20 protein-coding genes are annotated in these 22,213 nt (G+C 68.5%); 10 read left to right on the forward strand and 10 right to left on the reverse strand.

Features of this window, described 5'->3' with window-relative positions:
• Positions 1–81: 81 nt before the first annotated feature.
• From BLQ77_RS02465 to BLQ77_RS02495, 7 genes are all read right to left on the reverse strand, one after another.
• A complete protein-coding gene (locus tag BLQ77_RS02465; RefSeq protein WP_008885664.1) occupies positions 82–882 on the reverse strand; it encodes a hypothetical protein in 801 nt (266 codons plus the stop codon).
• 167 nt (positions 883–1,049) lie between these two features.
• Positions 1,050–2,213 (reverse strand): M20 aminoacylase family protein, encoded by a 1,164-nt coding sequence (locus BLQ77_RS02470; protein ID WP_089955818.1) that lies wholly within the window; start codon positions 2,211–2,213, stop codon positions 1,050–1,052.
• 198 nt (positions 2,214–2,411) lie between these two features.
• Positions 2,412–3,755 (reverse strand): NAD(P)/FAD-dependent oxidoreductase, encoded by a 1,344-nt coding sequence (locus BLQ77_RS02475; protein WP_165617023.1) that lies wholly within the window; start codon positions 3,753–3,755, stop codon positions 2,412–2,414.
• Between the two features lie 2 nt (positions 3,756–3,757).
• Positions 3,758–4,924, reverse strand: coding sequence for an acetylornithine deacetylase (argE, locus tag BLQ77_RS02480; RefSeq protein WP_089954987.1), 1,167 nt, complete (start codon positions 4,922–4,924; stop codon positions 3,758–3,760).
• Between the two features lie 130 nt (positions 4,925–5,054).
• A complete protein-coding gene (locus BLQ77_RS02485) occupies positions 5,055–5,969 on the reverse strand; it encodes an endonuclease/exonuclease/phosphatase family protein (protein WP_089954991.1) in 915 nt (304 codons plus the stop codon).
• 96 nt (positions 5,970–6,065) lie between these two features.
• Complete coding sequence (locus BLQ77_RS02490) at positions 6,066–6,863, reverse strand: aldolase (protein WP_089954995.1); 798 nt, start codon at positions 6,861–6,863, stop codon at positions 6,066–6,068.
• An 85-nt stretch (positions 6,864–6,948) separates the two neighbouring features.
• The gene (locus tag BLQ77_RS02495; protein ID WP_089954998.1) at positions 6,949–8,769 is read right to left on the reverse strand and encodes an ABC transporter ATP-binding protein; all 1,821 of its coding nucleotides are present in this window, start codon (positions 8,767–8,769) and stop codon (positions 6,949–6,951) included.
• A 248-nt stretch (positions 8,770–9,017) separates the two neighbouring features.
• Here BLQ77_RS02495 and BLQ77_RS02500 point away from each other — a divergent pair, with 248 nt between their 5' ends.
• The 3 genes from BLQ77_RS02500 (at position 9,018) to BLQ77_RS02510 (ending at position 13,152) form a co-directional block, all read left to right on the forward strand.
• A complete protein-coding gene (locus tag BLQ77_RS02500) occupies positions 9,018–10,724 on the forward strand; it encodes a peptide ABC transporter substrate-binding protein (RefSeq protein WP_089955000.1) in 1,707 nt (568 codons plus the stop codon).
• A gap of 393 nt (positions 10,725–11,117) precedes the next feature.
• Positions 11,118–12,155: an ABC transporter permease gene (locus tag BLQ77_RS02505; protein ID WP_089955003.1), complete on the forward strand. Its 1,038-nt coding sequence runs from the start codon at positions 11,118–11,120 to the stop codon at positions 12,153–12,155.
• On the forward strand, positions 12,148–13,152 hold the full coding sequence (locus BLQ77_RS02510; RefSeq protein WP_008885471.1) for an ABC transporter permease: 1,005 nt from the start codon (positions 12,148–12,150) through the stop codon (positions 13,150–13,152). Before BLQ77_RS02505 ends, BLQ77_RS02510 begins: the two co-directional genes overlap by 8 nt.
• Before the next feature lie 113 nt (positions 13,153–13,265).
• Here BLQ77_RS02510 and BLQ77_RS02515 read toward each other — a convergent pair whose 3' ends face one another.
• The 3 genes from BLQ77_RS02515 to BLQ77_RS02525 form a co-directional block, all read right to left on the reverse strand.
• A complete protein-coding gene (locus BLQ77_RS02515; protein WP_089955011.1) occupies positions 13,266–13,607 on the reverse strand; it encodes a hypothetical protein in 342 nt (113 codons plus the stop codon).
• 80 nt (positions 13,608–13,687) lie between these two features.
• Positions 13,688–14,383, reverse strand: a complete 696-nt coding sequence (locus BLQ77_RS02520; protein WP_089955013.1) for an anti-sigma factor — start codon at positions 14,381–14,383, stop codon at positions 13,688–13,690.
• Complete coding sequence (locus BLQ77_RS02525) at positions 14,380–14,937, reverse strand: sigma-70 family RNA polymerase sigma factor (RefSeq protein WP_008885381.1); 558 nt, start codon at positions 14,935–14,937, stop codon at positions 14,380–14,382. Before BLQ77_RS02525 ends, BLQ77_RS02520 begins: the two co-directional genes overlap by 4 nt.
• 156 nt (positions 14,938–15,093) lie before the next feature.
• Between BLQ77_RS02525 and cobS the strand changes: the two genes are divergently transcribed.
• The 7 genes from cobS (at position 15,094) to BLQ77_RS02560 (ending at position 22,173) form a co-directional block, all read left to right on the forward strand.
• Positions 15,094–16,077 (forward strand): cobaltochelatase subunit CobS, encoded by a 984-nt coding sequence (cobS, locus tag BLQ77_RS02530; protein ID WP_008886000.1) that lies wholly within the window; start codon positions 15,094–15,096, stop codon positions 16,075–16,077.
• Between the two features lie 9 nt (positions 16,078–16,086).
• Positions 16,087–16,779, forward strand: coding sequence for an aspartate/glutamate racemase family protein (locus tag BLQ77_RS02535; RefSeq protein ID WP_089955018.1), 693 nt, complete (start codon positions 16,087–16,089; stop codon positions 16,777–16,779).
• Complete coding sequence (locus BLQ77_RS02540) at positions 16,776–17,099, forward strand: hypothetical protein (RefSeq protein ID WP_089955021.1); 324 nt, start codon at positions 16,776–16,778, stop codon at positions 17,097–17,099. Before BLQ77_RS02535 ends, BLQ77_RS02540 begins: the two co-directional genes overlap by 4 nt.
• A gap of 105 nt (positions 17,100–17,204) precedes the next feature.
• Complete coding sequence (locus BLQ77_RS02545; protein WP_089955023.1) at positions 17,205–17,612, forward strand: hypothetical protein; 408 nt, start codon at positions 17,205–17,207, stop codon at positions 17,610–17,612.
• 75 nt (positions 17,613–17,687) lie between these two features.
• Positions 17,688–19,565, forward strand: coding sequence for a cobaltochelatase subunit CobT (gene cobT / locus BLQ77_RS02550; protein ID WP_089955026.1), 1,878 nt, complete (start codon positions 17,688–17,690; stop codon positions 19,563–19,565).
• Positions 19,566–19,886: 321 nt separating this feature from the next.
• Positions 19,887–20,186 carry an SH3 domain-containing protein gene (locus tag BLQ77_RS02555; RefSeq protein WP_242661608.1) on the forward strand — a complete coding sequence of 100 codons (300 nt, stop codon included), beginning with the start codon at positions 19,887–19,889 and terminating at the stop codon, positions 20,184–20,186.
• A gap of 211 nt (positions 20,187–20,397) precedes the next feature.
• Positions 20,398–22,173: an aminopeptidase P family protein gene (locus BLQ77_RS02560; protein WP_089955030.1), complete on the forward strand. Its 1,776-nt coding sequence runs from the start codon at positions 20,398–20,400 to the stop codon at positions 22,171–22,173.
• Positions 22,174–22,213 lie beyond the last annotated feature (40 nt).

Genomic DNA, 22,213 nt, shown 5'->3' on the forward strand with positions numbered 1-22,213 from the left:
CTCTACCCTTCCCTCAAGTATTCTTTCGTGGACCCGCTCTTACCCTGCCCGCGCGCCTCGGGGCAAGGGTTCGAAGGCGGTTCAGCCCCACTCCGGGCCGAGATCCGCCCGTGACCGGTCGATCCAGTGGTCCCGGAGCCAGTCGCAGGGCTTGGAATGGCGGATGACGCTGCCGTTCCAGCCGTCGATCGCGTCGCTCATCTTGGGGCGTCCGTGGAAGCAGACGACGCGGGCATCCTCGGGCAGACGCGGCTTGTGCAGCCAGTTGCCGGGGAACGGGTTGCAGTCGTACTTGAACGACACCACCCAGTCGCCGGGGATGTAGGTGAAGACGCCCCGGTCCATGGCCTTGTGGCTGGTGTAGCGCTGCTCGGAGCCCCGCGCCTTTTCGACTTCCCTGTAGGCGTCGCTGGCGAGGTCCTCATAGAGGAAGCCGTGCAGCGCCGGGTCGAAGCGGAAGACGGAGCCGTGTCCGGTGGGCCGGCCCTTGCGCTTTTCGGTCCAGTCGTGGCGCATGGCGATGGTGCCGGGCGCGAGGTCGTGGATCTCGTCCAGCGAGCCGGTGATGACCACGTCGAGGTCGAAGCCGAGGAACGGTCCCTCGAGATCCGGCACGAGGCCGGGACGGAAGAGCGAAACCTTGCGCATGGCGCCCTGCCGGTTGGCCACCGCGAGCGCCGCGGCCATCGGTTCGGCGAAGGGCTCGACCTGCAGCGGCAGCACCTCGATCTCCGGGTGCAGCCCCTCGGCGTGCTCGGTCATGCAGAAGAAGCGGATCGGGCGCGACATGTTGCGCCGCACCCCGGAATAGAGCCGGTTGACGTATTCCGGCCCGAAGAGCGTGCCCCACTTGATGCAGATGATGTTGGCCGGTTGCGTCACTTGGGGTTCCTCGGTCTTTGTCGTCAACGCTGTGTCGTCAGCGCTTTAGCCCAAAGCGCCCGCGCGGCCAAGCGGTGGCACCGGCGCAGGTCCGCCACCCGCCACCAAAAAGGACCGGGCGGCGATGCCGCACCGGTCCCGGGGATCGTGACAGGACGGCCGCGCCGTCAGGCGGCGGGCATCCGGCGTTCGACGATCTCGGCGTACCACGAGCAGCCCGCCGGGATGGCGTTGTCGTCGAAGTTGTACTCGGGCGAGTGCACCATGGCGGTATCGCCGTTGCCCACGAGGATGTAGGCGCCCGGGCGCTCGTTCAGCATGAAGGCGAAGTCCTCGCCGCCCATGACCAGCGGTGCCTCGGCACAGTCACCGGCGACGGATTTCGCAACTTCGACGGCGAAATCGGTCTGCTCGTCGTGGTTCACCATCACCGGGTAGTTACGGCTGTACGAGACCGTGGCCTCGGCGTTCATCGCGGTCGCGATGCCGGTGCAGATCTCGGAGATGCGGGTCTCGGCCAGGTCGCGGTTCTCGGGCGAGAGCGTGCGCACGGTGCCGCGCAGGGTCACCCTCGGCGGGATCACGTTGAAGGCCTGCGACGAGGTCACGAAGCTGGTCACCGAGACGACGATCTGGCTCACCGGGTCGGCGTTGCGGCTGGCGATGGACTGCAGAGCCGTGACGATCTGGGCCGAGATGACGACCGGGTCGATGGTCTCGTGCGGCTTGGCGGCGTGGCCGCCGCGGCCGGTGACAACCACCTCGTATGTGTCGGTGGCGGCGAAGAACGGGCCGGGACGGATGGCGAAGCTGCCGAGCGGCTGGCCCGGCCAGTTGTGCATGCCGTAGACTTCCTGGATGCCCCAGCGCTCCATCATGCCGTCGTCGCACATGACCTTGGCGCCGCCGCCGCCCTCTTCGGCGGGCTGGAAGATCACCACGACGGTGCCGTCGAAGTTGCGCGTCTCGGCAAGGTACTTGGCCGCGCCCAGCAGCATCGCGGTGTGGCCGTCGTGGCCGCAGGCGTGCATGGCGTTCGGGGTCTTCGAGGCATAGGGCACGCCGGTGTTCTCGTTGATCGGCAGCGCGTCCATGTCGGCGCGCAGGCCGATGACCTTACCCGAGCCGCTGGCCTTGCCCCTGATCACGCCCACGACGCCGGTGCGGCCGATGCCCTCGGTCACCTCGTCGCAGCCGAACTCGCGCAGCTTCCCGGCGACGATGCCGGCGGTGCGGTGCGTTTCGAACAGCAGCTCGGGGTTCTCGTGGAAGTCACGTCGCCAGGCGGTGATTTCATCCTGCAGCTCGGCGAAGCGGTTCTTGACGGGCATGGAGGGCTCCATTGATTTGATCATTTTTCCGGAGCGACCCTGCCACCGCCTGCGGGCCCCCGCAAGGGCTGCCCCGGCGCAAGCCCCGGGTCCCGAGCTCCGTCCCGAGCTCCGGCCGGGCCGGTCCCAACACGACGACGGGGCCCCGGATGGCCCTGCCATGGTGACACGTCGCGCGCCAAGGCTCACGCCGCAGGCTCAGAGGTTGGGGCCGGTGACCAGCTTGGTGCCGTCCCAGAACCGCGCGATCCGGAAGCGCGACAGGTCGTGGCCCGGGTCGCGGCCCATCACCATGTCGGCGGCGACGCGTCCGAAGGCCGGGCCGATGCCGAAGCCGTGGCCGCACATGCCGGTGAGCACGGTCAGCCCCGGGATCTGCGGCACCCGGTCGACCACCGGCACCACGTCGGGCAATACGTCGATCATTCCCGCCCAGGCCGCCTGCAGCGGCACCTCGCCCATCTGCGGGAACTGGCTGCCGAAGTTGCGGCGGGTCGCGGCGACCAGCCCCTTGTTGGGATCGGGCGACAGGATGCGCATGCGCTCGAAGGGGGTCTCGTCATCGTCGTTCCAGCTCCGCGGCGTGCCCCATGCGTCGGGATAGCCGCGCGGCGCCAGCGCGCGCAGGCGGATGTCGAACTCGCCCGATACCGCCAGCGGCAGGTAGGTGCCCAGCGCCCGGAAGCTGTCTGGCCCGACGAAGAGCTCGGAGGCCGCCGAGGGCGCCAGCGTGTAGCCGCCGTCGGCGCGCGGGCGGAAGGCGAAGTCGGAGTCGACGCCGGCGCTGTTCACCGCCTGCGGCAGCGGTGCCGTGGCCATCGCGGTCGAGCGCACCGAGAGCTGTGGGATCCGCACCCCGTGGCGCCGCAGGAACAACGAGGACCACGCCCCGCCCGCCAGCACCACCTGCCCGGTGGCGATGCGGCCGCGCTCGGTGATGACGCCCGAGACCTCGTCGCCCGCCATGTCGAGCCCGCGCACGGCGCAGCGTTCGCGGACCATGGCGCCCTCGCGCACGGCCAGCCGCGCCAGCTCGGGCACCGCCACCCAGGGCTCGCCCTTCATGTCGGTCGGCGTGTGCAGCGCCCCGACCCAGCGGCCGGCCCCGGCGCCCAGCAGTGCCTGCGTCTCGTCCGCGTCGAGCAGCCGCGACGAGACGCCCAGCGGTTTCGCCTGCGCCAGCCAGTCGGCGTAACCCGCCATGTCCTTGTCGGTGCGGGCAAGGTAGCTCACCCCCACCGTGCGCACGCCCAGCCGCCCGTCGCATTCCGCGTCGAGCGCGGTCCAGAGCTTCTGCGCCTCGAGCGCGACCGGGATCTCGGCAAGGTCGCGGCCCTGCACCCGGATCCAGCCCCAGTTGCGCGAGCTCTGCTCGGCGGCGACGCGGCCCTTCTCGAGCAGCACCACCGAAAGCCCGGCACGGGCGGCGTAGAGCGCGGTCGAAACCCCGATCACCCCGCCGCCGATGACCACGAGATCCGCGAAGCCCGGCAGCTCGCCGTCGTGTTCGACCGGACCCTCGTCGCGGAACGGAAAGGTCACCGTCACGCGAGACGCTCCAGCAGTTTCTCGATGAAGGCCTGCCCGGCGTCGACCTGGCTGATCTCGATGTACTCGTTGGGCTGGTGCGCGATGCCGATGTCGCCCGGCCCGCAGACCACGGCATCGTAGCCGGTGCGCTGGAAGTGGCTGGCCTCGGTGCCGTAGCTCACCTGCATGACGCCGTTGTCGCCGGTGACCTGACGCACCAGTTCCTCGGCCGAGTTGTTCTCGGTCGGGTTCAGCGGCGGCAGCTCGAACATCTCGCGGACCTCGATCCACGCCTCGGGGCACACCGCCTGCATCTGGGCCTGAAGCTCGGCGACCTTGGCGAGGAAGCGCTCGCGCCACATCTGGGAATCCTCTCCCGGGATCACCCGGAAGCCCACGCCGAACTCGCAGTCCTTGGCGGTGATGTTGTGCGCCGTGCCGCCGCGGATCTGGCCCACGTGCACGTTGGTGAAGGGCGGATCGAAGAGCGCCGCGATGGCGTCGGGCGTCTTCTCGGCGTTGGCGGCGTTGGTCTCGTTGGCCCATTCGATGAGCTTGGCGCCCCACATGATCGCCGACACGCCCCGGTGCAGGATCGAGGAATGCACCTCGACGCCGTGCACGTGGACCCAGAAGTTCACCCCGCCCTTGTGGCCGGTGACGGCCTTGAGCATCGTGGGCTCACCGACGATCACCGAGCTTGCCTTGGGCAGCCCCGCCAGCATCGCCTCGGCAAGGTCCTTGCCGCCCATGCAGCCCAGTTCCTCGTCGTAGCTGAGGCCCAGCTGGATCGGCCGCGTCACGCCACGGTATTTCGCCTCGACCACCGCCCAGACCGCCAGCGCGTCAAAGGCCTTCATGTCGGTGGACCCGCGCCCGTAGAGCTTGCCGTCGCGCTCGGTCAGGGTGAAGGGATCGCTGTCCCACTCCTGCCCGTCCACCGGCACCACATCGGTGTGCCCCGAGAGGATCACCCCGCCCTCGACCATCGGCCCCACATGGGCGAAGAGCGCCGCCTTGGTTTCGGGCTCCTCCGGCTTGGGGTGGCGCTGGCTCTCGATGCCGTGGCTGGCGAGATACTCCTCGACCCAGTCGATCAGCGGCAGGTTGGGATCGCGGCTGACGGTGGGAAAGCTCACCAGCTTGGCGAGGATCTCGCGGGGGGAAAGGCGGGTCGGCATGAAGGGTCCTTCGTTTGTCTGCAAATGGCCTACGACGGCGGGCGCATCCCCGGCAAGGGCCGCTCATGCAACCCGGCCATGGTCCGCGCGCCCTGCCCGTCTTCGAGGCAGCGGCCGCGGGGCCCGGGGGTCAGGGCGCGAGGTCGAGCACCACCGGGTGATGGTCCGTCGGCCAGACGCCGCCGTGCCGCATCTGCGGCACGTAGGGGCCACCCGTGGCGTCGAGCCCCGCGAGGCCGATGTGGTCGATGGCGGGCAGGAGGTGCACGCCGCGGTTCAGATGGTGGGTCGCGGCGGGCACCCTTGGAAAGCGCAACCCTGCGTCCTGAAGGATCCGCATCACGCGCCAGCCGCGCAAGGCGTTGAGATCGCCCGCAAGGATCACCGGCGTGCCGGCGTCGATCACCGCCGTCAGGCGGCGCGCGATGAGCTCGGCCGAGCGTCTCCGGTTCGAGGCGCTGCGGTATTCGAGATGCACATTCACCAGGCGGAAGCGCTGGCCGCCGCCCACCGGCGTGAACTCGGCCCACGAAGCGAAGGCGGGCCAGGAGCCGTCGAAGGTGCGGGAATAGATCACCGCGGGCTTCTCGGAGAAGAAGAACCAGCCCTGATCCTCCAGCCGCAGCCGGTCGGTGCGGTAGAAGATCGGCTGGGTCGAGGGGAAGCTGCGCCAGTCTCCGGTGGCGGCGGCCTCAAAGCCTGGCAAGCGCCCGAGAAGGTAGCCCCGCGCGAGGTTGTCCGAATCGTCGTCGCCGCCGCGAAAGCTCTCCATCTCCTGGAAGGCGATGACGTCGGCCTTCAGCGCCGCCACCGTGTCGCCCAGCGCCGCCTTGCGCCGTTCCCAGCCGGCGAGGCTCCAAGGCCCCTCCCCGCCCGAGCGCAGGTCGATGTAGTGGACGTTGAGCGTGGCGACCCGCAGCGTATCCACGTGGGGCTCAGGCAGGGGGGCGCCGTCGCTGAGCCGGATCTGCTGGGCGCAGGCCACGAGCACGAGCAGCGCCAGCAGCGCGCCCGAAGCCTTCATCACCGCCCGCACGATCCGCACCGCCGCCTCTCCGATCCCAGCCACGGTCGAAAGGCTAGCACGCAGCAAAAGGCCGCGCACGGGGCGCGGCCTTGTCGCTGTGGCTACGTCAGCGCGTCAGTGCCGGTACTGCGGCTCTTCGGCGTCGAGCTGGCGGCGCACCGAGGCGAGGTGCAGCCGCGCGGATTCCGCGTCGCCCTCACGCATCTGGTCGTAGGTCGCCTGCGCCACGTCCGGTGCCACGGGATGCACCGCACGGCCGGTGGACATGGCGAGAAGCTGCACCTCGGCGGCGCGCTCGAGGTAGTAGAGGTCGTCCCAGGCCTCGGCGATGGTCTGACCCAGCACCATGACGCCATGGTGCTTCATGAAGACGATGTCCGCCTCGCCCACCGCCTCGGCGATGCGCTTGCCCTCGGTGTTGTCGAGCGCGAGCCCGTTGTAGTCGTGGTCCACCGCGGTGCGGCCGTAGAACTTGAGCGCGGTCTGCCCGGCCCAGATCAGCGGCTCGCCCTCGGTCATCGAGAGCGCGGTCGCGTAGGGCATGTGGGTGTGAAACGCCGCCTTCGCCCGCGGCAGGCGGCGGTGCATCTCGGCGTGGATGTAGAAGGCGGTGGCCTCGGGGGTGCCATTGCCCTCGACCACGTTGCCCTCGTAGTCGCAGATCAGCAGCGACGAGGCGGTGATCTCGCGGAAGGCGTAGCCGTAGGGGTTCACGAGGAAAAGGTCGTCATGCCCCGGCACCACCGCCGAGAAGTGGTTGCAGATGCCCTCTTCGAAGCCATAGCGCGCCGCCATGCGGAAGCAGGCGGCGAGATCCTCGCGCGCGCCGCGGATGGCGTCGGTGCCAAGGTCGGGGCGGTTGAGAAGCGTCGGTGCGGCGGGGGTCTGGGCGTTGGAAAGGCTGTGGGCCATGCGGTCGTCCTGTCGATTCGTTGTCCTTGCGAAGGCACGGTCCCCCCGCCTCGCCATGCGGCGGGACCCTGCCGCTGCCGTGCTATCAGTAACCGCTGTGCGACGTCAGCACGAAATGCCCGGGCGCCACCTCGTCGTAGGTGTTGGGCTCGGGCTCGTAGCCGACCGGGTGGATCGGCGACGGGATCGGCTTGAAGTTGAGATCCTTCTCGGTCTTGCGCATGTGCGGGTCGGCCACCGGCACCGCCTTCATCAGCGCCCGGGTGTAGGGGTGCTGCGGGTTCTCGAACACCGCCGCGCGCGGGCCGATCTCGACGATGCGGCCAAGGTACATCACGCCCACCTTGTGGCTCACCCGCTCGACCACGGCCATGTCGTGGCTGATGAAGAGATACGACAGCCCCAGGTCGGCCTGCAGCTCCATCATCAGGTTCAGCACCTGCGCCTGCACCGACACGTCGAGCGCCGAGACCGCCTCGTCCGCGACGATCAGCTTGGGGTTCAGCGCGAGCGCGCGGGCGATGGCGATGCGCTGGCGCTGGCCGCCCGAGAGCTCGTGCGGGAAGCGGCGCATGAAGCTGCGCGGCAGCTCCACCCTGTCGAAGAGCATCGCCACGCGGTCCGTCATCTCGGAGCCCGAATGGGTGCCGTAGTTGCGCATGGGCTCGGCTACCTGGTCGGCGAGCTGCATCTGCGGGTTCAGAGAGGCGAAGGGATCCTGGAAGATCATCTGCATCTGCCGGCGCTCGTCGCGCAGCATGCTGGGGCCCAGCCCAATCACGTCGGTGCCATCGAGATCGACCTTGCCGCGCAGCGGTTCGACCAGTCGCAGGATCGAGCGCCCGCAGGTGGATTTGCCGCAGCCGGATTCTCCCACGAGGCTCAGGGTCTGGCCCTTGTTGAGCACGAAGCTCACGTCCTCGACCGCATGCACGTTGGCGACGGTGCGGCGGAAGAAGCCGCCCTTGACGGGGAAGCGCGTGGTCAGCCCCTCGACGGTCAGCAGCGGCGTGTCGGTGCCGGGGATCGGCCTGATCTCGCCCTGGTCGCGGCCGAGCAGCTTCATCGGCTCGGGCAGCGCCTTGCCGGTCATCTCGCCAAGCTTCGGCACTGCCGCCAGCAGCGCCTTGGTGTAGGGGTGCTGCGGGTTCTCGAAGATCTGCGCGACGGGGCCTTCCTCGACCTTGTTGCCGCGGAACATGACGACCACGCGGTCGGCCATCTGCGCCACCACCGCCATGTCGTGGGTGATGAACATCACCGCGGTGCCGGTCTCGCGCTTGAGCCGGTCGATCAGCGCAAGGATCTCGGCCTGGATCGTCACGTCGAGCGCGGTGGTCGGCTCGTCGGCGATCAGAAGGCGCGGCTTGCAGGCCAGCGCCATGGCGATCACCACCCGTTGCCGCATGCCGCCGGAGAGCTCGTGCGGATATTGCTTGAGCCGCCGCTCGGGTTCGGGGATGCGCACCTGCTTGAGCAGATCGAGCGCCCGTTCCTCGGCCTTGTCGCGGCTCATGCCGCGGTGAACGCGCAACCCTTCGGTGAGCTGGCGACCGACGGTGAAGACCGGGTTCAGGGCCGTCATCGGCTCCTGGAAGATCATGCCGATCTCGTTGCCGCGAATCGTGCGCATCAGGTCCTGCTCGGCGGCAGCGAGGTCGATCTCGCCGCCATCCTTGCGGTCGAACAGCAGCCGGCCGTTGGCGATGGTGCCGCCGCCGAACTCGATCAGCCGCATCAGCGTCAGCGAGCTCACCGACTTGCCCGACCCGGATTCCCCCACGATGGCGACGGTTTCGCCCGGCCCGACCTCGAAACTGACGTCTTCGACACCTGCAACGGTGCCGTCCTTTGTTTCGAATTCGACCCGCAGCTTCTCGATACGGGCGATGGGGTTGTCCAGCATGCATGCTCTCCTGACTTTCGAGTGCAAACGCTACGGGCAGTGTCTTGGTAGTGTCAAACCCCGCCAATGCTTTCCGCCAAGGCAGTGCTTGCAATTTCCGGATGTTCTGTTTCGATTGGCGACACGAAGGGGGATCGGGAGCCGGTCCGGACGAGCCAATCAAAGGTCCGGGTCGAAAAGGTGATTCCCCCTCCCAAGACCAAAAAACTGGTTCGTATCGGACCGGGGAGCCCAACAAGGAGAGAGCTATGACCCTCAAGACCCTCTTGCTCGGAGCGGTTGCGACATCCGCACTGGCACCAGCTGCCTTCGCCGAGCGCGGCGAGGACGGGCATGTGAACATCATCTACTGGCAGGCGCCTTCGATCATGACGCCCTATCTCTCGAGTGGCACGAAGGACATCGAGGCGTCTTCGCTCGTGCTCGAACCGCTGGGCCGCTACACCGAGACCGGCGAGCTCGTCCCCTTCCTGGCGGAAGAGATCCCCACGGTCGAGAACGGCGGCGTGGCCGAGGACCTGAAGTCGATCACCTGGAAGCTGAAGGAAGGCCTTGTGTGGTCCGATGGCAGCCCGGTGACCTCGGCGGACGTGAAATTCACCGCCGACTACTGCATGGATCCCGAGGGCGGCTGCGCGCAGCTCGCCAAGTTCGACCACATCGCCTCTATCGACACCCCCGACGATCTGACCGTCGTGGTGAACTTCGACGAGCCCATGCCGAACCCCTACGGCCCGTTCATGGGCGGCCAGTCCCCGATCCTGCAGAAAGCGCAGTTCGAGAACTGCACCGGCGCTGCGGCGTCGACCTGCACCGAGGCCAACTTCAACCCGATCGGCACCGGCCCCTTCGTGGTCGACGAGTTCAAGCCCAACGACGTGATCTCGCTCTCGGCCAACCCCAACTACCGTGACCCGGCCAAGCCCGCCTTCGCGACCGTGACCCTCAAGGGCGGCGGCGACGCGGAATCGGCGGCCCGCGCCGTCCTGCAGACCGGCGAGTTCGACTATGCCTGGAACCTGCAGCTGGCACCCGACGTGCTTGCCTCGATGGCAGAAGGCGGCTCCGGCACCCCGGTCTCGGCCTTTGGCACGCTGGTCGAGCGCCTCGAGATGAACATGACCGACCCGTCGCCGGACCTGCCGGAAGGCGAGCGGTCGACCGTCGCGCATCCGCACCCCATCCTGTCGGACTTCAACGTCCGCAAGGCGCTGTCGATGGCCATCGACCGCGCGCTGCTGACCGAGATCGGCTATGGTCAGGCCGGTCGCCCGACCTGCAACCTCGTGCCCGCGCCGGCGCTCTATGCCTCCGACAACGAGGAATGCCTGACCCAGGACATCGAGGGCGCCAAGGCGCTGCTCGAGGAATCCGGCTGGACCGACAGCGACGGCGACGGCATCCGCGACAAGGACGGCGAGAAGCTCTCGCTGCTCTACCAGTCGTCGACCAACGCCGTGCGCCAGGACTTCCAGGCGCTGATCAAGCAGTGGTGGTCGGAGATCGGGGTCGAGACCGAACTGCGCAACGTCGACTCGTCGGTGTTCTTCGGCGGTGACCCGGGCTCGCCCGACACCTTCCAGAAGTTCTACGCGGACGTAGAGATGTACGCCAACAACTTCGACGGCACCGACCCGCAGTCCTACCTGCAGATGTACCGCTGCGGCAACGAGCCGAAGCCGTCCTCGCAATGGCAGGGCGAGAACATCAACCGCTTCTGCAACGAAGAGTACGACGCCCTCCTCGACGAGCTGGCAAAGACCGGCGAACTCGAGAAGCGCGGCGAGATCGCCAAGAAGCTGAACGACATCATCACCAAGGAAACGATGACCATCGTTCCGCTGGTCGACCGTGGCCGCGTGTCGGCGCATTCCAACAGCCTCGGCGGCGTGATCCTGAACACCTGGGACTCCGAGCTCTGGAACGCCGCGGACTGGTACCGCATCGACGGCTGATCGCCTGACACCGGCGCGCCCCTCTCGCGGGGGCGCGCCCTCTTCCGGAAGGCTCCCCGTGGACGCAGACCTCTGGACCCCCGACCGCACGCCCCCGTGCGACGTCCCGGGCGCATCCCGCGCCCGCTGTCCCGGCGCCCCGCGCCTGACGTCCCCCACGCCCGCCAGGCCCACGGCACCTCCTCGAGCCCGTCTCGGACGCCGGACCGCGCCGCGGCACCGCCCCAACGCAATTCCCCTTCAAGACCGAAATCGGAGACACGGTGATCCAGATCCCACTCACCACCGGGCAACCGCAGATCGCCGGTTGCATGCCGATCCCGTGCCGGTTACCGGCACGCGGGCAGATCGCCTGCCACCCGCAGCCCCCGCACTGAGCCCGGAGACCCGCCCATGCTGACCTTTGCCGTGCGAAGACTGGTTCTCTCGATCCCGACGCTGCTGTTCATCAGCTTCGTGATCTTCATGTTGCTGCAACTCGCTCCCGGCGACCCGATGGCGCAGGTGCCGCTGACGGTTCCGCCCGATGTGAAGGAGAAGATGCGCCAGGCCCTCGGGCTCGGCGAGCCTCCGCTGGTGCAATACTGGAAATGGCTGGTCCAGGTGTTCTGGATCGAACCCAAGATCTTCATCGACTGGCTGACCCGCGACAGCTGGCTGCTGGGCTGGCTGCCCGACACCCATCTCTACAACGGCGAGCTGCGGGTGATCTCGTGGCAGACCCGCTCGCCGGTGATGGACATCGTGCTGCAGCGGATTCCGCAGACGCTCTGGGTCGTGGGCATGTCCTACGTGGTGGGCGTGCTGATCGCCCTGCCCATCGGCATCTACTCGGCCTACCGCCAGTACTCGGTGTTCGACCAGGCCGGGACATTCATCACCATGATCGGCTTCTCGATCCCGCCGTTCTTCACCGGCCCGCTGCTGATCGTGGTCTTCTCGGTCTACCTCGGCTGGTTCCCGTCGATCTACGACACCACCCACGTCGTGCGCGACTGGGCGAGCTTCAAGTTCCAGCTCAGCCAGATGATCATGCCCGTCATGGTGCTGGCGCTGCAGACCACGGCGCAGCTGTCGCGCTACATGCGGGCCTCGATGCTCGACAACCTCAACCAGGACTACGTGCGCACCGCGCGCGCCAAGGGCCTGTCCGAGGCGGTGGTGGTCATGGTCCACGTGCTGCGCAACTCGATGATCCCCGTGGTGACGGTGATCGCGCTGGGCGTGCCCGCGATCTTCGGCGGCGCCATCATCACCGAGAACGTGTTCAAGGTGAACGGCATCGGCCAGCTGCTGATCACGGCCCTTTTCGCCAACGACCTGCCGATGGTGATGACGCTGACCTTCATCTTCGCGTTCCTCATCGTGCTCTTCAACCTGATCGCAGACATCCTTTACGGCCTGCTCGACACGAGGATCCGCTATGACTGACAGCCCCCAGGACGACGTGATCCTTGCCGAAGCCGAAAACGCAGCCGCGCTGGGCGCGCTCAGGGACAAGGTTCCCTCGGCCCCGCCGCGCTCCAAGTGGCGCGACGTGTGGGAGCAGTTCCGCAAGCACAAGGGCGCGATGATCGGGGCCTTCTTCCTGATCTTCATCACCCTCGGCGTGCTTGCCGGTCCGTGGCTCTGGACGCTGGATCCGCAGAAGCTCGACATCCGGGCCAAAGACATGCGCCCGATCTACACCGCGATCTGGGACAGCGCGGCCAAGACCGGCTGGGCCCACCCGCTGGGCACCGACCAGCTCGGGCGCGACAATCTCGCGCAGCTGATCGCGGGCGGGCGCGCCTCGATGGCGGTGGGCTGGGCGGCGATGGTGCTGTCGCTGGTCATCGGCACCGGAGTCGGCGTCATCTCGGGCTTCTTCAAGAAGCTCGACGGCCCGCTCATGCGCCTGACCGACCTGTTCCTGTCGCTGCCGATCCTGCCGCTGCTGCTGGTCGCGGTGACGCTGTTCCGGCAGCCGCTGCGGGCCAACTTCGGCCCCGAGGGCGGGATGTTCATCCTGATCGTGACGGTGGTCGGCATCACTTCGTGGATGCCCACGGCGCGGATCGTGCGGGGCGACGTCCTCGCCATCAAGGAGCGCGAGTTCGTGCTCGCCGCCCGCTCCATCGGCACTCAGCCGTTCAAGATCATCACGCGCCACCTGCTGCCGAACGTGCTGTCGCCGATCATGGTCTCGGCGACGCTGGGCCTTGCCACCGCGATCATCACCGAGTCGGCGCTGTCCTTCCTTGGCGTCGGCTTCCCGTCGGACTTCCCGACCTGGGGCAAGATGCTGGCCGACGCCGTGGCGCGGATGGAGGACTTCCCCGAGCGCGTCATGCTGCCGGGCATCGCCATCTCGCTGACGGTGCTCGGGGTGAACTACCTCGGCGACGGCCTGCGCGACGCGCTCGACCCGCGCATCCGCGGTCGCTGATCCGGCCTCGGGACAGCGCTGCTGTCCCGTTGCCTCCAGAGCCGCTCCGCCCCTGCGGAGCGGGCTCCTCACCAGAGCTCCGGGCGGCGGCGCACCCAGCGCCCCGCCCTTTTTCATGCCCGCCGAGCCGCCGAGATGAACTGCAGCGTGTCATTGTCGCCCCCCCCGGGACACCGGAGCGTGACGGACTGCTCGGCCTCGATGTCCGAGCCGCCTGCATAGATCGCCCCGCTCAGGATCTGATCTCCGTCGAGGCGCTGCGCCATGCCCTGATCGTCGGCGAAATAGCCGTCGGTGTCATCGATCACCAAAATCACGTATGACGTGCTGCCCGGCAGGAGGGTGACCGCGTCGGACCCAAGGACGAACGTGTAACCGCCGTTGTTGTCGACCCCACCCGTCGCCGTGGTCGTGATCGAGGACATGCCGAAGACGTCGAGCATTTGGGCGGGCATGGGGAGGGGATCCGGCAGGGAAGGCTCCGGGGTGCATGACGCAATACCGATAAGGAGCAGTAACGCCGGCCCCGCAGGCGCTATTCGTCGCGCGGCGCCATCTGGGCGATGGACAGGATCGGGCCCTGCGCCACGCCGGTGGGCGAGCCGCCGGGCTCTTCCTCGGAGATCGCGATGGCCGCGCCGTCCATCGCCTCGGCGAGTTGCTGCGGCATCGGGATCTGGGTCAGACCGTCCTCGGCCACGAGACCCAGCGAGATCGGCGTGTCGCCTTCCTCGGGGATCATCCATATCTCGAGCGAGCGTCCCGCCGGGTAGTCGCCGGCGTCGCGCTGCATCATGAAGGTCTGGCTCTCGGGCGCGTAATGCGCCAGCAGCACCAGCCCTCGCGACGGGGTCTCGAGGTCGGCCCAGAGATCGGGCTTGTTGCGGAAGTCGAGCAACCCCGAGAACATCGCCGCCCAGGCGATGGCGGCGGCGGCCACGGCGCCGAGCAGATAGGGCAGGATTTGCTGCCAGACCGACGGGCGCTTGCGGCCGAAGAGCCTGTCCTCGATCCGGCGCAGCAGCTGCGGCGGCGGCGCCACCGCCTCGACCGGATCGGTCAGCGCGGCGAAATACTCGCTCCACGCCTCCACGTCCTGCTGCAGGTCGCGGTCCTGCGAGAGCCGTGCCTCGAAGGCGCGAAGCTCGTCCTCGGGCAGCAGGCCGAGCACGTACTCCGCCGCCGCGGCTTCCCAGCCGCCCGGTAGATCGGTGTCCTCGGGCCCGCTCATCGGCTCAGGCACTCCCTCAGTTGCATCAGGCTGCGGCGCAGCCAGGTTCTCACGGTGTTGAGCTTGACGCCGGTGGCGTCGGAAAGCTCGGCATAGGTGGCGCCCTCGAGATAGGCGCGGCGGACCATCTCGGCACGTTCGGGCGGCAGCTCGGACATGCAGGACATCAGCGCCTGCGCTTCGGACCGGCTTTCGGCCTGCTGCGCCGGGCCCGGCGCCGGGTCCGCCACCAACTCGGCGGCGTCGATGGGGGCCACGCGCGCCCGCGCGCCCGCGTCGCGGCGACGGCGGCGGTCGATGGCGGCATTGCGCGCGAGCGTGATCAGCCAGGTCATCGGCGAGAAGCCGTTGACACGATACTGCCCGGCCCTCGCCCAGATCTTGCAGTAGACGTCCTGAAGCGCCTCCTCTGCCAGGCCCCGGTCGTTCAAGACACGCAGGCACACACCGAAGAGTTTCGCCGCCGTCCGGTCATAGAGCAGCCGGAATGCCGCGCGGTCGCCCATGGCGGTGCGGGCGATCAGGTCTTCGATCTCGGCTTGCGGGGTGGTCACTTGGATACGGCGCCTGAGCAGGGTCGGTCTTGCCGAAGCCTATCCCGGCAGCGCAGGCGGGGCAAACGCCAAGTGCACCCACGTGCCGCTCTTGCCCTTCCCCGCGATATGAGGCACCACGGGTGCCGAGAGATTAATGACGATCAGGGGCACGCCATGAGCAGCGATATCGACATCAATGCGAAACCGACCGAAGAGATCGAGGTCCGCGAGGTGTTCGGCATCGACACCGACATGGTGGTGCATGGTTTCCCCGAGCGCACCGACCGTGTTCCGGATGTGGACAGCACCTACAAGTTCGACCCGGACACCACGCTCGCCATCCTCGCCGGCTTCCGCAACAACCGCCGCGTGATGATCCAGGGTTACCACGGCACCGGCAAGTCGACCCACATCGAACAGGTCGCCGCCCGCCTGAACTGGCCCTGCGTGCGCGTCAACCTCGACAGCCACATCAGCCGGATCGACCTGATCGGCAAGGACGCCATCAAGCTCGTCGACGGCAAGCAGACCACCCAGTTCCAGGAAGGCATCCTGCCCTGGGCGCTGCGCAACCCGACCGCCATCGTGTTCGACGAGTACGACGCCGGCCGCGCCGACGTGATGTTCGTGATCCAGCGCGTGCTCGAGACCGACGGCAAGCTGACCCTTCTCGACCAGAACCAGGTGCTGACGCCGCACAAGTATTTCCGCATTTTCGCCACCGCCAACACCGTCGGCCTCGGCGACACGACGGGCCTCTATCACGGCACCCAGCAGATCAACCAGGGCCAGATGGACCGCTGGTCACTGGTGGCGACACTGAACTATCTCAGCATCGACGCCGAGGTGAATATCGTGCTGTCCAAGGCGCCGCATTACAACAACGAGAAGGGCCGCAAGACCATCCGCCAGATGGTCACCGTGGCCGACTTCACCCGCCGCGCCTTCATGAACGGCGAGCTGTCGACCGTGATGTCGCCGCGGACCGTGATCGCCTGGGCGACCAACGCCGAGATCTTCCGCAACGTGGGCTACGCCTTCCGTCTCTCCTTCCTCAACAAGTGCGACGAGCTCGAGCGCCAGACCGTGGCCGAGTTCTACCAGCGCTGCTTCGACGAGGAACTCCCGGAGAGCGCGGCGAGCCTCAGCATCGCCTGATCCGGGCGGGTGTCGGCGCCGCTCCATATCGGCCTGATCGGCGGTATCGGCGTGGCGGCGACGCTCGTCTACTACCAGCGCCTTGCCGCCGCCGTCGACCGGCTTGGCGGCAAGCTCGAGCTGACCATCGTGCACGCCGATGTGCAGGAGCTGATCCGCAACAATCTCGCCGACGCGCGCGAGGCGCAGGCCGAGGTCTACCTCCGCCACATCGAGCGCCTGCGCGACGCCGGCTGCGATTGCGCCGCCATCACCTCGCTTGGCGGTCATTTCTGCTTTGACGAGACCGTCGCGCGCAGCCCGTTGCCGCTGATTTCGGCTGTGGCGCCGCTGGACGATTTCCTCGCGGGCCAGGGGCTGCACCGGGTCGGCCTGCTCGGCACCCGCGTGGTGATGCGCACCCGCCTCTACGGCCAGCTCTCACGCACCGAGGCGGTGACCCTCGACGACCGCATCGACGAGCTGGGCCAGAGCTACCAGGACATGGCCGTCGCCGGCACCTGCACGCGCGAACAGCGAATGCAGTTCCTGCACGCCGGACGGCAGCTGGTGGACGAGCTCGGCGCCGAGGCGGTGGTGCTCGCTGGCACCGATCTCAACCTCGCCTTCGAGGGCGCCGCCCCGGGCTACCGCGTGGTGGATGCGCTCGACGTGCACGTCGATCTGCTGGCCCGCCTCGCGACCGGCCACGCCACGCTGTGAGACTCCGGGCGGCCTGCCTGCTGGCAGTGCTCGCGGCAAGCCCCGCTCGGGCCGAGACCGCGGCGGAATGCGCCGCCTTCTGGCAGGCGTTGGCGGGGGTGTGGCGCGACTACCCCGGGGTCTGGACCGCCCCCGGCACCGCCCTCGCCCTCGTGGACGATTTCCGCAAGCTCTCGGGCGGCGCTGTGGCCGAGGACCGCATCGCGAGCTACCGGCTGATGCACCGCTACGCGCTTTCGGGCGACCGCCAGAGCGCCGACCTGCAGCGCCGCATCGGCGCGCGCTGCGACGCGCTGCTGCCTGCCCCCGGGACGAAGTGACCGGCGGCCCCGGACAGGGAGAACGCTAAAATTCGTTGCAGATTCATCGCGGGATCGCGCGGGCGGGTCAGCGAACGGTAACGTCTCCGCCCCCAGAGTGGCGCCATGTGCCGCAGCCGACCTCTGCTCTGGCTCCTGGCCGCCCTCGCGCTGATCTCGGCGCCCCTGCGGGCGGCGGTCGCCGGCGACACCGCGCAACTGGCCGAGAACTATGCCGTCTGCGCCGGCCGCCTCGCCGCCCTGACCGAGCACAACTGGCTGATGCAGGATCCCGCCGCCGACGCCATCGCCTTTCGCCGCGACTGGACCATCGCGCTTTTCGAGGCGATCAGCGCCGCGATTCCGGGCGATGAGGCGCAGCGCGCGCTGTCGATCTCGCGCCACCGCGCCCGCCGCGAACACAAGAGCCTGCTCGACACCGCAAGCTTCAACCAGGACCCACGCCGCGCCCGGCTGGCGCTCGCCACCGCCCTGCGGCACCTCATGCCCTGCCACGAGCTGCTGACCCGCTGATCCGACCGCACCATCGCGCTATTCCAACCGCTTTGCCCCTTGCCAATTGCGCCGCGCGGCGCGAAACCTGTGGCCATGGCGCGTAATGACGACAACCCCGCAGATCCCTTCAAGAAAGCCCTGGCCGAGGCGACCAAGGTCATGGCCGACGATTCCGACCTGACGGTGAACTACACCGTCGACCCGTCGGGTGTATCGGGCGACATCATGCGCCTGCCGCAGGTCTCGCGCCGGATGACGCGCGACGAGGTCCTGCTGGCGCGCGGCACCGCCGACGCCCTGGCGCTCTATCGCCGCTACCACGACGCCGGCACCCACGCCCGCTACGCCCCTCCGGGCGACATGGCGCGCGAGCTCTACGAGGCGATGGAGACCGCCCGCTGCGAGGCGATGGGCGCGCGCGACATGCCCGGCACCGCCGGCAACATCGACGCCAAGATCGGCCACGAGGCCGCGCGCCGCGGCTATGGCCAGATCACCCAGCCCTCCGAGGCACCGCTGCCGGTGGCCGCGGGCTACCTGATACGCCACCTCGCCACCGGCCGCGACCTGCCCAAGGACGCCAGCCACGTCATGGAACTGTGGCGCGGCTTCATCGAGGACCAGGCCGGCGGCACGCTCGAGGACCTGCAGGAGAAACTCTCCGACCAGGCCGCCTTCGCGCGCTTCGCCCGCCAGATGATCACCGACCTCGGCTACGGCGACCAGCTCGGCGACGACCCCGATCAGCTCGACGACGAGGATCAGGACGAGGCCGAACCCGATGGTGCCGAGGAGGAACAAGCCGATTCCACCGGCCAGGACGACCAGCAGCAGGACGAGGCCGAGGCCTCGCCCGAGCAGAGCCAGGACGAGACCCAGGACGCCAGCCAGGCGCAGGTCTCGGCCGACGACATGGCCGACCAGGAGATGGGCGAGGAAACCGAGATGCCCGAGGGCGAGGCGCCGATGGAGCCGCCCGCCCCCGCCCCGGTCTCCGAGGCCGACCCGACCTACAAGGTCTACGACGGCACCCACGACGAAGAGATCCCCGCCGAGGAGCTGGCCGAACCGCAGGAACTCGAGCGGCTGCGCGCCTATCTCGACCAGCAGCTCGAGCCGCTGAAGGGCGCCGTCTCGCGGCTCGCCAACAAGCTGCAGCGCCGCCTGCAGGCGCAGCAGAACCGCAGCTGGGAGTTCGACCGCGAGGAAGGCATCCTCGACGCCGGCCGTCTCGCCCGCGTGGTCGCAAACCCGACGACGCCGCTGTCGTTCAAGGTCGAGAAGGACACCGAGTTCCGCGACACCGTGGTGACGCTGCTGCTCGACAACTCCGGCTCGATGCGCGGCCGGCCGATTTCCATTGCGGCGATCTGCGCCGACGTCCTCGCCCGCACCCTCGAGCGCTGCAACGTGAAGGTCGAGATCCTCGGCTTCACCACCCGCGCCTGGAAGGGCGGCCTCGCCCGCGAGAAGTGGCTCAACGAGGGCCGCGAGCAGCAGCCGGGCCGCCTCAACGACCTGCGCCACATCATCTACAAGCGCGCCGACGCACCATGGCGCCGGGTCCGCGACAACCTCGGGCTGATGATGAAGGAAGGACTCCTGAAGGAGAACATCGACGGCGAGGCGCTGGAATGGGCGCACCGCCGCATGGTCGGCCGCCCCGAGGCGCGCAAGATCCTCATGGTGATCTCGGACGGCGCCCCGGTGGACGACTCGACGCTCTCGGTGAACCCCGCGAACTACCTCGAAAAGCACCTGCGCGACGTGATCGCAATGGTCGAGCGCCGCAAGCAGGTCGAGCTGCTGGCCATCGGCATCGGCCACGACGTGACCCGCTACTACGACCGCGCGGTGACCATCACCGACGTCGAACAGCTCGCCGGCGCGATGACCGAACAGCTCGCAGCGCTCTTCGACAGCGACCCGCGCGCCCGCGCCCGCTTCATGGGGATCAAGAAGGCAGGGTAAGGGGCTCTGCCCCTCTTGGCCTGCGGCCAATTCACCCCGGAGTTTATCTGGCAAGATGAAGAGCGGGCCCGTCCCCTTCATCTTGCCCCTAAACTCCGGGGGTGCGGGGGCTGGCCCCCGCTGCCGTCCGCAATGCGGGCGGCACTCTCCGGAGCCATCACACGCATCGACGGGACGCTATCCTGACCGTGAGCGCCCGCAGACTGCGCGGTTCTTGTCGGCCGGCAGGGAGACCGACCCTGCCCGCTATGCCGATCGGGAGAGGTCTGCTACCCTGTGCACACGTTAAGGTTGCGAGGCTGCATTTAGATGAAGAGACCATTGGTCATCGCATTGGCGCTGACATGCGCCGCCCCGCTCGAAGCTCAGAACATCGTCCCGCCTCAGGGCGAGCGGATCACAGACACCGGGTGCCTCGTGACCGGGCTCGATCCCAACGGCGACGGATTCCTCGCCCTGCGCACGGGCCCGGGCAGCCATTATCAGCAGATCGGCAGCCTTCACAACGGAGACGCCGCCTACATGCGCGCCTGTCTGGGCAAATGGTGCTACGTCAAGAACGGCGCAGGTTCCGCGGGTGGATCTACACCGCGTGGTGTGAATTCTATCCGTGAGTTATGATCGGCTCATCCGACCCCACAAGCAAGCGACACCAGACCGCAGGCAGGGGTCCGGCAGAGGTGAGATGGCCCTGCGCCCCCCAACGCTCCCTCTTGGCGCCGGATTGTGATCACAAGCGACCTTTCGGCAGATGACGCGCCTGTGTCGCGGGTCTTTGCCACTGGCGCCTCGACGCAGGCTTGGTAAGTTCTGCGCAAAAGGAGGCCGAGCCATGTTCCAGACGTTCCATGAGACCGCCCGCCCCGAGCAGGGGCCGCCGCGGCTGAAGGCCCTGCGCGGTGAGCTCGCGCGTGAGGGGCTCGACGGTTTCATCGTGCCGCGCGCCGACGCCCACCAGGGCGAATACGTGGCGCCGCATGACGACCGGCTGGCCTGGCTCACCGGGTTCACCGGGTCGGCGGGCTATTGCGTGGCGTTGCGCGACGTGGCCGGGGTCTTTGTCGACGGCCGCTACCGGGTGCAGGTCAAGGCGCAGGTCGCGTCCGATTATACCCCCGTCGACTGGCCCGAGACCGGGCTCGCCGAGTGGATTGCCCCCAAGCTGCCCGGGGGCGGTGCGGTCGGCATCGACCCGTGGCTGTTCTCGGTCGACCAGGCCCGCGGGCTCGAAGAGCGGCTCGCAGGCATCGAGCTGCGGCGCTGCGAGAATCTCGTGGACCGGATCTGGGAGGACCAGCCCGCGCCGCCCATGGGCGCGGTCTTTGCGCAGCCGGTGGAGCTTGCCGGCGAGGCGCATGGCGACAAGATCGCCCGCCTCGCGCGCACGTTCGGTGCCGACACCTGCATCCTCACCCTGCCCGACAGCATCGCCTGGCTGCTCAACATCCGCGGAAGCGACATCCCCCGCAACCCGGTGCCGCACGGCTTCGCCCTGCTTCACGCCGATGCCACGGTCACGCTCTTCATGGACGCCCGCAAGCTCGAGGGGCTGGGTGACCACCTTGGCGCCGCCGTCATTCTTCGGGACCCGTCCGAGTTCCCCCAGGCGCTTGCCGCACTGCGCGGCACGGTACGGCTCGACCCGGCCTCCTGCCCCGTTGCGGTGCGCGAGACGCTGATCGCCTGCGAGGTGACCGAGGCGCAGGATCCCTGCCTCATCCCCAAGGCGCGCAAGAATGCCGCCGAACTCGAGGGCACCCGCGCCGCGCATCTGCGCGACGGCGCCGCCATGGTGCGCTTCCTCGCGTGGCTCGACCGGCAGGCGCCGGGCAGCCTCACCGAGATCGACGTGGTGACGACGCTCGAGGGCTGCCGTGCCGCCACCAACGCGCTGCGCGACATCTCCTTCGAAACCATCGCCGGCGCCGGGCCCAACGGGGCCATCGTGCACTACCGGGTGACCGAGGGCACCAACCGTCCCGTGCGCGAGGGCGAGCTGTTGCTCGTCGACAGCGGCGGGCAATACGTCGACGGCACCACCGACATCACCCGCACCGTCGCTGTCGGCGAAGTGGGCGGCGAGGAATGCGCCAACTTCACCCGCGTGCTCAAGGGCATGATCGCGCTGTCGCGGCTGCGCTTCCCGGCGGGGCTCGCCGGGCGCGACATCGACGTGCTCGCCCGGGCCGCGCTCTGGGAGGCGGGGCTCGACTACGGTCACGGCACCGGCCACGGCGTCGGCGCCTATCTCAGCGTGCACGAGGGCCCCGCCCGCATCGCGCGCACCGGCACCGTGCCCTTCGAGCCCGGCATGATCCTGTCGAACGAGCCGGGGTTTTACCGCGAGGGCGCCTATGGTATCAGGATCGAGAACCTCATCGCCGTGGAAGAGGCCCCGCCCCTTGCGGGCCAGGTGGTGCCACGGATGCTGCGGTTCGAAACCCTCACATGGGTGCCGATTGACAGGCGGCTGATCGTGACCGCGTTGCTGACCGCGGCGGAGCGCGACTGGCTGGACGCATACCATGCCGAAGTGCTCGAACGGATCGCACCGCTGGTCGAGGGAGACGATGCAACCTGGCTCGAGGCGGCCTGCGCGCCGCTTTGACACAGGGATGTCATATCGCGGCTTATATATGATCCGCGGA

It is taken from the genome of Salipiger thiooxidans, from assembly GCF_900102075.1.
GTDB lineage: Bacteria > Pseudomonadota > Alphaproteobacteria > Rhodobacterales > Rhodobacteraceae > Salipiger > Salipiger thiooxidans.

Bases quoted from the DNA above. Each gene is read 5' to 3' on its own strand.
- BLQ77_RS02545 (WP_089955023.1), top strand. From the start codon at position 17,205: ATGTGCCGCAGCCGACCTCTGCTCTGGCTCCTGGCCGCCCTCGCGCTG.
- BLQ77_RS02560 (WP_089955030.1), top strand. From the start codon at position 20,398: ATGTTCCAGACGTTCCATGAGACCGCCCGCCCCGAGCAGGGGCCGCCG.
- BLQ77_RS02505 (WP_089955003.1), top strand. From the start codon at position 11,118: ATGCTGACCTTTGCCGTGCGAAGACTGGTTCTCTCGATCCCGACGCTG.
- BLQ77_RS02470 (WP_089955818.1), bottom strand. From the start codon at position 2,213: ATGCCCGTCAAGAACCGCTTCGCCGAGCTGCAGGATGAAATCACCGCC.
- BLQ77_RS02490 (WP_089954995.1), bottom strand. From the start codon at position 6,863: ATGGCCCACAGCCTTTCCAACGCCCAGACCCCCGCCGCACCGACGCTT.
- BLQ77_RS02495 (WP_089954998.1), bottom strand. From the start codon at position 8,769: ATGCTGGACAACCCCATCGCCCGTATCGAGAAGCTGCGGGTCGAATTC.
- argE (WP_089954987.1), bottom strand. From the start codon at position 4,924: ATGCCGACCCGCCTTTCCCCCCGCGAGATCCTCGCCAAGCTGGTGAGC.
- cobT (WP_089955026.1), top strand. From the start codon at position 17,688: ATGGCGCGTAATGACGACAACCCCGCAGATCCCTTCAAGAAAGCCCTG.
- BLQ77_RS02500 (WP_089955000.1), top strand. From the start codon at position 9,018: ATGACCCTCAAGACCCTCTTGCTCGGAGCGGTTGCGACATCCGCACTG.
- BLQ77_RS02520 (WP_089955013.1), bottom strand. From the start codon at position 14,383: ATGAGCGGGCCCGAGGACACCGATCTACCGGGCGGCTGGGAAGCCGCG.
- BLQ77_RS02515 (WP_089955011.1), bottom strand. From the start codon at position 13,607: ATGCCCGCCCAAATGCTCGACGTCTTCGGCATGTCCTCGATCACGACC.
- cobS (WP_008886000.1), top strand. From the start codon at position 15,094: ATGAGCAGCGATATCGACATCAATGCGAAACCGACCGAAGAGATCGAG.
- BLQ77_RS02510 (WP_008885471.1), top strand. From the start codon at position 12,148: ATGACTGACAGCCCCCAGGACGACGTGATCCTTGCCGAAGCCGAAAAC.